Annotated in this window: 7 protein-coding genes; all 7 read left to right on the plus strand. The window is 46.8% G+C overall.

The window, feature by feature from the left end:
- Positions 1 to 48 precede the first annotated feature (48 nt).
- Positions 49 to 1281: a phosphoglycerate dehydrogenase gene (serA, locus tag QZU58_RS04605; RefSeq protein WP_294495388.1), complete on the plus strand. Its 1233-nt coding sequence runs from the start codon at positions 49 to 51 to the stop codon at positions 1279 to 1281.
- A gap of 276 nt (positions 1282 to 1557) precedes the next feature.
- Complete coding sequence (locus QZU58_RS04610; protein ID WP_294495389.1) at positions 1558 to 2181, plus strand: DNA-3-methyladenine glycosylase I; 624 nt, start codon at positions 1558 to 1560, stop codon at positions 2179 to 2181.
- 67 nt (positions 2182 to 2248) lie between these two features.
- Positions 2249 to 2776, plus strand: coding sequence for an O-acetyl-ADP-ribose deacetylase (locus QZU58_RS04615; RefSeq protein ID WP_294461863.1), 528 nt, complete (start codon positions 2249 to 2251; stop codon positions 2774 to 2776).
- 112 nt (positions 2777 to 2888) lie between these two features.
- The gene (locus tag QZU58_RS04620; RefSeq protein WP_294495390.1) at positions 2889 to 3422 is read left to right on the plus strand and encodes a flavodoxin family protein; all 534 of its coding nucleotides are present in this window, start codon (positions 2889 to 2891) and stop codon (positions 3420 to 3422) included.
- Positions 3423 to 3947: 525 nt separating this feature from the next.
- The gene (gene traN / locus QZU58_RS04625; protein ID WP_294495391.1) at positions 3948 to 6644 is read left to right on the plus strand and encodes a conjugal transfer protein TraN; all 2697 of its coding nucleotides are present in this window, start codon (positions 3948 to 3950) and stop codon (positions 6642 to 6644) included.
- Positions 6645 to 7043: 399 nt separating this feature from the next.
- Entirely contained in the window at positions 7044 to 8495 is a 1452-nt protein-coding gene (locus tag QZU58_RS04630) for a zinc-ribbon domain-containing protein (RefSeq protein WP_294495392.1), read from the plus strand.
- A gap of 478 nt (positions 8496 to 8973) precedes the next feature.
- Positions 8974 to 9372 (plus strand): FAD-dependent oxidoreductase (locus QZU58_RS04635; RefSeq protein ID WP_294495393.1); only part of this gene is annotated, 399 nt, incomplete at its 3' end.

Consider the following 9372-nt stretch of genomic DNA (forward strand, 5'->3'; position numbering starts at 1 on the left):
TTTGATTTTTTGTGTAGCCGGAAAATTAGGGAAAAATAAGGAGAAGAGATGAGTCGTTATTCTCTTGATAAGGATAAGATTAAGGTTTTATTACTTGAGGGTGTTGACCCAAGTGCGGTAGAGACCTTTAACAAAGCTGGTTATACCAACGTTGAATATCTTAAGAAGGCAATGGATAAGGAAGAACTCCTGGAAAAGATCAAGGATGTGCACTTCCTCGGTATCCGTTCACGTACGTTCCTTACCGATGAAATTTTTGAGCATGCCCACAAGCTCTGTGCAGTAGGCTGTTTCTGTATCGGTACCAACCAGGTTGATCTGGAAGCTGCAAGAAACCGCGGTATTCCTGTATTCAACGCCCCTTATTCCAACACCCGTTCGGTTGCCGAGCTTGTAACAGGTGAATATCTGCAGCTGTTCAGAACCGTTCCTGCAAAGAACGCTCTTCTTCATCGCGGCGGCTGGGATAAGAATGCCAAGGGCTGTTACGAAGCCCGCGGTAAGACCATCGGTATTATCGGTTACGGCCATATCGGTACTCAGGTAGGCATCATTGCCGAGGCTCTCGGTCTTAACGTGATTTTCTACGATATTGAAAACAAGCTTGCTCTCGGTAACGCTCATCAGGTTGAAACCATTGATGAACTTTTTGCAAGAGCTGACGTTGTGACCATGCATGTTCCTGAAAGTCCAACCACCAAGAACATGATTAATGCCGAAGCCTTTGCCAAGATGAAGGACGGCGTAATCTTCCTTAATGCTTCAAGAGGAACCGTTGTTGACATCAACGCTCTCGCCGATGCTCTGGAATCAGGCAAGGTAGGCGGTGCCGCATGTGACGTATACCCTGTTGAACCTGCAAAGAACGGCGATCCGTTCGACTGCGTGTTAACCAAGTTCGATAACGTTATTCTGACTCCGCACATCGGTGCATCAACTCAGGAAGCTCAGAGAAACATCGGTATCGAAGTGGCAAACAAGCTGGCCTTATACTCAGATAACGGTTCAACCCTGACTGCAGTTAACTTCCCTGAAGTTTCACTGCCTACCCAGGGTAACAGCGTAAGCCGTCTGCTTCACGTTCATAAGAATATTCCTGGTGTTATCAATAAGATCAATCAGCTGTTTGCAGATCGTGGCATCAACGTTGCCGCACAGTATCTCCAGACTACCCCAGAAATCGGTTATGTCGTAATGGAAATCCACAGCGACAGGCCTGAGGATGTTCTTCACGATCTGAAGAACATTGAAGGTACACTGAAGGCTCGTGTTCTTCTGTAATCGGATGTTTGGGTAAGAGACCGGTATAGCGTTCCTTATCCGTGTAATGAATAAAGTCTCCTTTCTTCCGGAAAGGAGGCTTTAATTTTTTTAAGGCATGGTGTGGTGTGTCATCAGCCAGGGTTTGCGATATTGGAGCCTCAATGCCGGAGAATGCCCGCTCATGTTTACTTTACCCCGGCGTTTTTGTTAAGATGAATCATATATTCTCCCGTGCGGAGCCTTGAGTTTTCTGCATCGGCGGTGTTTTTACGATACATCATACGGAAGGTCGGCATGTCATACTGCGGTTGGAAGGATTCATCAGATGAAAATCTGAAATATCATGACTCTGAGTGGGGAATTCCGGTCAGTGATGACGTACGTCATTTTGAATGTCTGATGCTTGAGGCTCTGCAGTGCGGTCTCAGCTGGAACATTATTATCCGTAAAAGAGACGTCATCAGAAAATGCTTTGCCGATTTTGATTTTCGGAAAGTTGCGGGCTTTGGTGAGGATGATGTTGAACGCATCATGAATACTGCGGGAATGATAAGATCCCGCCGCAAGATTGAGGCCGTTATCAGCAATGCCGGAGTTTTTGCCGGAATTTCTGATGAATTCGGGAGCTTTCGCAACTACATAAGAAGCTTTACCGGTACGGATGCCGTTATTCTTTACGATGGGCATCAGAAAGGGCTCATTCCTGCATCCAACGGTCTTTCCGCGAGAATAAGCAGGGATCTGAGGAAAAGGGGACTTAAATATGCCGGGCCGGTAACGGTTTATGCCTATCTTCAGGCTGTAGGCATAATCTGCGATCACGATGCGGACTGCCCGTGTTTCAGGAGAATTACCTCAGAATTCCAAACAATATCAAAAAAATGCGATGATGAAAAGGAAGTGAAGGACTTCAGATAGTAAAATTTAAATTGGAGTTCCTTGTTTTTACTGCATTAGACAGGATTTTCATACGGACGAAAAGGACATGATTTCTGACAGAATAAAAGTGATTAAGGCTGACATAACCACACTTGAGGTTGACGCGATTGTCAACGCCGCAAACAGAACTCTTCTGGGCGGTGGCGGCGTGGACGGAGCCATTCATCGTGCGGCCGGTCCTAAGCTGCTTGAGGAATGCCGAACCCTCGGCGGATGTCAGACAGGAGAGGCTAAGATTACAAAGGGATATAATCTTCCTGCGAAATACGTGATACATACCGTAGGCCCTGTTTATCATGACAGACCGTCCGATCCCGTAAGTCTTGCCTCCTGCTACCGCAATTCTCTTGAATTGGCGCAAAAGCACGGCCTTAAATCAGTTGCCTTCAGTGCGATTTCATGCGGCGTGTACGGGTATCCGATTGACAGGGCTTCAAGAATTGCCGTAGAAACGGTGTTTGAGTGGTTATCAGCCTCGGATGACCGCGAAATGGAGGTATACTTTGTATGCTTCAATGACGAGGTATATGACGAGATAAGAAGAAATATCGCGGCTTTTACGGAAATTGCGTAAGCATGCTGGCGTAAATTTAAATCATGCATGACTCCGTTGCCGGACGTTTTTTCTGAGAATGATTCCGGTATGCGTTCCGGAGAATTATGCAATATCACTGATGGAGGTTGTCATGGGTAAAAAGGTTCTGGCAATAGTAAGCAGTCCCAGAGTAAACGGCAATACCGACATGATGGTTGACAGCTTTCTTAAGGGTGCGCGTGATGCCATGCACCGCACTGAGAAGATTTATCTTCGTGATTTTCACATTGAATTCTGCCGCGGTTGCGGAGTCTGTTCATCAACCCGTCACTGTGTCATAAAGGATGACATGGAACGCATCATCGACAAGCTTGTTGACGCCGATGTTATTGTTTTTTCCACACCGGTTTATTTTTACAGCATGAGCGGTCAGATGAAAACCTTTATAGACCGTCTGATGCCCGTTTACAATGAGCTTTCAGGCCGTGACTTCTACTTTATTGTTGCGGCGGCTGACAGTGACGGTTCCATTGAAAGCACCATGCAGGCACTGTACGGTTTTACGGACTGTATTGAGAATGCTTCGGTAAGGGGAAAGCTCTACGGCGGCGGAAACTGGCATAAGGGCGACGTCATCGGCAAGGATATTCTGAAAACAGCCTATGTAATGGGGCTTAATATATGAACAAAGGCGGCCGATGGCCGCCTTTCCCGTATTAGAAATATCGTGTTTTGCATTATCCGGAAAAAGCGGAATCCTGAAATAAATAATGCTGGTTCGAATGAACCAGCAAAAACAGGTTACATGAAGGGAAAATGCACCGACATCGATTACACGAGCTTAAAGGAGGAAAACGCTCGGTGTCAGAAAGAGGAGAATGTCCGATGCCGGTGCTGTTCTTTTCCTCTGTAAGAGAGGGTAATTTATATTGTAATTAAAAGATTCGTGAAAAAGTGAGATATATGCTGCTAAAAATTAACCAAAAGAATTTTTATCTTATATATTCCACGGATGTCACGAAAAAGAATAGGGATTTAATATAATTAACATTTTTTATCCCGAAAAGTTAAAACTTGTCATTTTTTAAAGCCAAAAGGATCACGTTATGATGTCCGAAACGGTTCTTTAAGGCTTAGACGTGACCGACGTTATCCCTTAAGTAAGAGAATGCGGTGGTTCAGAATGTATCACCAGATTTAAGGGAAGTTCATGCTTTTACCAGCTGCCGTTTCGGACATATTCATGAAGGTTATGCGGAGTCGCATCAGCGAGGCGGCTCCGTCGGGTTGCGTCATTGACGCATTTTCTGTCATCCTTTCAAAAGGCGTTGCCCTGACTGCCGTTTTGTTTCAGTCCATTCTTATGATTCCCGTGCTGCACGTTATGATGACGTCTTCCGTGCATGCGGAGGAGAATATCGGAGGTTCCCATGCGGATTTTGCCCGAGGACTGCGGGAGGATTCCGTAAGGACTGTTTTTGAGAATCGGTATTCGAATGAAACTATGACTGAGCTGTCTCAGAAAAGGAACCTGTCAGCGGACGGTGTCATAAACGCCGGTGTTTCGGATGCCGTGTTAAGTGCCGGGGTTGCGCTAAGCGCTGGCAGAAACGCCGTTCCGGCTGATTCGGATGAAAATCAGAATAACACGGACGTAAGCCGCTGCACCCTGGCGGAAATTCTTGCTTCGCCATCAGTGGGACGCATAAGATGTCCGGATACGGAATATTCTTCCTCAGACTCCCGCAATGATGACGGATCTCACGATTATGATGCCGCTTTGGTTTTACCTGAAAAGGAAATGTCCGGACACTGTCTCCTTGTCCATGATTTCAGGGCGGTAAGGCCCGTGGGCTTTGGTGACGGCATTGATTTTTCCGAGTGCGGGACAGACCGGACAACGTTCGGAGCCGGCGGTACGGCTACCGGCTGTACCGAGTTCTGGCTGGGTAACAGGAAGGACAATTCGCTTGTCGGAAACTGCACGGTGTTTGAGAATGAGATAAGTATTGAAGTGGAGAAGCCTGAAGCCGTTAAAGCCCTGATTCTCGATACCGTACACTATGATGACTATATCCGTCTTCTTATAAGCGTTGACGGTTCCCCGTGGCGTAAGGTGCTGAATCTTCCGGGAAACGAGTTCCCGCCGGAAACGCCGGGCAGGTGTGAGCTTGGAAAAAGCGGATTTGAGCGAAGGGAAACTGATCTGTGGCCCCTGATTTCCGAAATGAAGGAGGACAGTCTTGCCGGTGAGGAGGATAGCGGCAGTCGCGGCTTTACCCTTAAACTGAAACAGATGGTATCGGTAACGGGAGCCGGAGAAGGATACATGAATTTCAGACTCCTCTATGACGGCAGAAAGCTTATTGAAAAAGACAGCTGGATGAACAGGGAATGTCTCAAAACTCTGCAGACGGATTCCGACACCATTCTGCGGACGGAATGTCTTCAGCGGTTTTCGTCTGATGGCGGTTCATCCGTGACTGACGGCGCCTGCATCAGAAGAAATGCCGTAATGATATGCCCGGATTTTTTTGAGAAAACTTCCCTCTTTGCTGGCATGTCACTTCATGAGCCTTATTCTGATGCCGTATGGGACTTCTGGGACCCTTTATGCATGCGGCTTGACGTATGGGCCGAGTCTGCTGACTCCGCTGACGTTCACCGAAATGAGGTTCCGTCTTCTGCAGCGGACGGTGATGAGGCTGAAAACAACGGGTTTTTACCGCCTCGGAAGCCGGAACGGCTTCGCGGTTATTTTTCCGCAGACCTTGGAAACGCCGTTTCAGCCGGAACCTTTTCGGATGGCACTGAAGCATCGGGGATACTGCAGGATCTCGGAACGGAACTTCCTGAGGCTTATGCGGAAACTGAGTCTCTCAGCGTCGGAACGGGTCCTCAGGATGCTGTGGTGGCTCTTCAGGCCCTCCAGTACATGCAGAATGACATTTCGTGCACCGGTGATTCGGATTCAGGACGTTCCTGCAGAATATTCAGGGGCACCGAAAATTCCTGCAGAAAGGGGTATTTCGGAAGGATGGACTGCTGTCATGCACCGAATACGTCCGATGTCGGAACCTATATCCGCCTTACCTCATACATGGTGGCGCTGAATACCGCAAGGGCATCGCTTGAAAATGTCGTGTCCTCTCCCGGCTCCTGGGAAAATTACGGACTTCTGGGAAATTCACAGGGACTGGTATCAGGAACTGCCGACAGTATTTTAGGCAGTGTAATGGACACTGCCTCGGAGCAGGCAACGCGTGAATTCATGCAGGCACTGACGGCAAAGCTTGCGGAGCTTGTGGAACAGACAATGGGAGAGGCGGCAAGGGAGGCACTGTTTACTGAGACGGTCAGTGCTGAGGGCATCAGCATGGTGGAAATGAATCCCGCGATAGCAGGCACCATGCAGGGGGTGATGGCTGCATACGTTGCCTATCAGACGTATAAAACACTTGAGGAGATTGCCACCTCATGCCGTCCGGGTGAGATTGAGACTTCCGTAAAGCTGAAGCTTGATTCATGCGTGCATACGGGCAGAAGCTGCAGGGAAAAGGTTCTCGGTAAATGCGTGCTTCATGAGGAGCATTACTGCTGCTTCAGTTCTCCTCTTGCAAGAATCATTATGGAGCAGGTTCCGGCAGATCCCGGTAACGGTTCGGAAGGGATATGCTCCGGCATGCCGCTGTCAATGATGTCAGAACTCGATTTCTCCGGCATTGACCTTTCGGAATGGCTCAGGTACGTTGAAGACACCGGAATTGCCGACGTCGGCAGAATGTCAGTTGACGGGCTGACCGGAGACGGGAACATACTCAATACAGGTGGTCGGATGAATGTTGCGGAAAGAACCTTAGAACGTCTTGGATATAGGAGGAAAACGCATGATAAACAACAAAAATAACAAAAAGTATGTTTACGTACGAAAAAGTGCCGTACATGCGGATTTCTGCCTATGTGTCCGAAGAAAAAATGTACGTTTTGGCGATTTTTTGTAAGCCATAGATGTTAAATCGTGTGAGATTTTTGCTAATAATGTCCATTCGTGTTGCTAAATATGTTAGCTGTATTCATAATTAACCATTATAAAATTATAAATGCTGGTACAAAAATGTTCCGGTACTTAAAATAAATATATAAGCCGTGTTTGTTGTTTAAGGGCTTGGCCGTCTGTCTGTGGAGGTTGTAGAGGACTGTCGGCATATCTGGTACGGGATGATACGGATAATATTACATTATTGTGAAATAACAGGTTTAATGTGCGGACGGATTTTATCCTGTCCGTTATGGGGAAAGAAGATATATGAGATGTCAGGTATGTAACGCCGAGTTGGACGATGATGTTGTGTTCTGTGAGAAATGCGGCGCAAGAATTTCCAAGGACAACAGCATTGCCAGCAAGCTTCATTTTTCTAAGAACAGGCCGGCTGCGGATAATCAGAATTCATCAGGTGGCTTCTACAGCAGTACCAACAAGGGTAAGAGCACCGATGCCAATAACAGCGTTGTATTCGATGCAAAGACAACTGAAGAGGATGTCGCCCACATCGTAATTGACAAGTCTGAAATTCCGGAAAAGAAGCCGGAGTCAGCTTCCGATAATGAATCCGTCATCGCTGCCGCTACAGCAGCCTCCGTATCTTCTTCACCGGTATCATCAGTCAAGGATGATGTCTCCGAAGGAAGTATTGACCTTACTGATTCAGGTAGCGGTGAATTTGACCTTTCTGCAGGCGGAGAACTGGATCTGTCATCAGAAAGTGAGGTAGATCTTTCCGTATCCTCATCAACCGATGATTCCCTGGATTTCTCATCATCCGCGTCAACCGATGATTCTCTGGATCTTTCAGTGAACGCATCAGCTGATGATTCTCTTGATTTAACCGAGGAAGTAAAACCGGCTAAACCGGCTGTCTCTCAGCCTAAGCCTGTTTCCGAGCCTAATGTCGCACCTGCGTCAGGTATTGCCGCAATGATACAGAAGGCAATGGACAATGCGGGCGATACATCATCACAGGTACCTGAATCTGCTTCGGCGGAAGTTGTGGATCTGGCCGGAGAAAATGTATCTGAACCTGTTTCTGAAGCTCCTGAAGCTGTTGAAGCAGCTTCATCCGAACCTGCAGAGACAACTGTACCCGCAGCATCAGAACAGGAGCAGTCATCAGAATCTGATGAAGAAGCTGATGAGATGGAAATCAGCGGTACTTTCGAATACAATGCAGGTGTTGCCGATAAGAAGATTGTTGCTTTTGCCGCAGCTGCATTCGGTGCAATAGCGTGCCTTCTCCTGAGTGTTCTTGTCGAGGATATCGCCAGATTTATGCTGTGTGTTCTCGGTGCCGCAGCTTTCGGCTATGCCTTTTATATAACCCCACAGGTTCACAGATCAGTGAAGAATGCCCTTATCAAGGGTGAAGGTTATTTCTTCATTGACTACATCAATGAAATTAAGAAACAGATGAAGGCAGGTATTATTCCGGTCGCAGCAGGTCTTTTCATTGCGCTGCTTACTCTGTTCCCGATGTTTGAGGGCTTTGAAAAGTACATGTTCTGGCTTGCTCTTTTCATAATGACCATGGGTATCTGCATCGGTGTCGGCTGTGCCGCCAGACTGCTGGTTGTCCGTAACGTATTCAACATTCTGGCTCAGGGACAGAAGTCCAAGCAGAATTACTCAGAATACATTACCTACGGTGTAAGTGGCCTGTTTGTGGTATCCATTGTGGTCTATGCCGTATTCCTTGTCAGCTAAGTCCTGCTGCTTAAGGAAATAATTCAGCAATCTCCGGTTTTCTTCAGCGGAACCGGAGATTTCTTTTTTTTGGCCAGGACGTTGGAGCGGTTTTCCGTGAACACTTTTTCCGTTTGGTCTATTTATGTACAGCTTTCCTGAGCTGTGTGTCATTATGCTTTCTGAATACATGATATAATTCATGAAAAGCTTTCCTCAGAAGGCGTTTGCGGGTTTGCATACGCTTTCTGACCGTCTGATTTCACGGCTGTCGTGCCATGGCTGAGAAGTGCGGTATCCGCACCTCAGCTGAAGGATAATCAGTGACGTGTTAAATAATAATTATAAAGCTCAATCGTGTCCGTTTTCTTTCCTGACGCATTATTTTGTTGCTCCGTCGGTTTTGGGATCTCAGCACGGAAAAGAGCAGAACATAAAAGATAACAGAAACGTTCGTATCGGTAATAACGGATTTTAGAGATTTGTATTTGAGGTTTGTATGAGTTTTAACATAGAACGTAATGATAAAAAAAGAGTGGTTATAATCGGAGGCGGTTTCGGTGGCCTCAGAGTTGCTCAGGGGCTCAGAAAGTCCAATTTTCAGGTGATTCTCGTTGATAAGAATAATTATCACCAGTTTCCGCCTCTTATCTATCAGATTGCCACGGCAGGTCTGAATCCAAGCTCCATATCATTTCCGTTCCGTAAGCTCTTTGAGGACAGAAAGGATTACTACTTCCGCATGGCTGAGCTGACATGCATCTATCCTGAAAACAATTATATTCAGACTTCAATAGGTAAGATTGATTACGACTATCTTATTCTGGCTAACGGTACCAAAAACAATTTCTTTAACAACGGCAACGTTGAGGAATGGGCCATTCCAATGAAGACTGTT

It is taken from the genome of uncultured Ruminobacter sp., assembly GCA_902764345.1.
In the GTDB taxonomy this organism is placed as follows: Bacteria; Pseudomonadota; Gammaproteobacteria; order Enterobacterales; family Succinivibrionaceae; genus Ruminobacter.

Bases quoted from the DNA above. Each gene is read 5' to 3' on its own strand.
- serA (WP_294495388.1), top strand. From the start codon at position 49: ATGAGTCGTTATTCTCTTGATAAGGATAAGATTAAGGTTTTATTACTT.
- QZU58_RS04610 (WP_294495389.1), top strand. From the start codon at position 1,558: ATGTCATACTGCGGTTGGAAGGATTCATCAGATGAAAATCTGAAATAT.
- QZU58_RS04615 (WP_294461863.1), top strand. From the start codon at position 2,249: ATGATTTCTGACAGAATAAAAGTGATTAAGGCTGACATAACCACACTT.
- QZU58_RS04620 (WP_294495390.1), top strand. From the start codon at position 2,889: ATGGGTAAAAAGGTTCTGGCAATAGTAAGCAGTCCCAGAGTAAACGGC.
- traN (WP_294495391.1), top strand. From the start codon at position 3,948: ATGCTTTTACCAGCTGCCGTTTCGGACATATTCATGAAGGTTATGCGG.
- QZU58_RS04630 (WP_294495392.1), top strand. From the start codon at position 7,044: ATGAGATGTCAGGTATGTAACGCCGAGTTGGACGATGATGTTGTGTTC.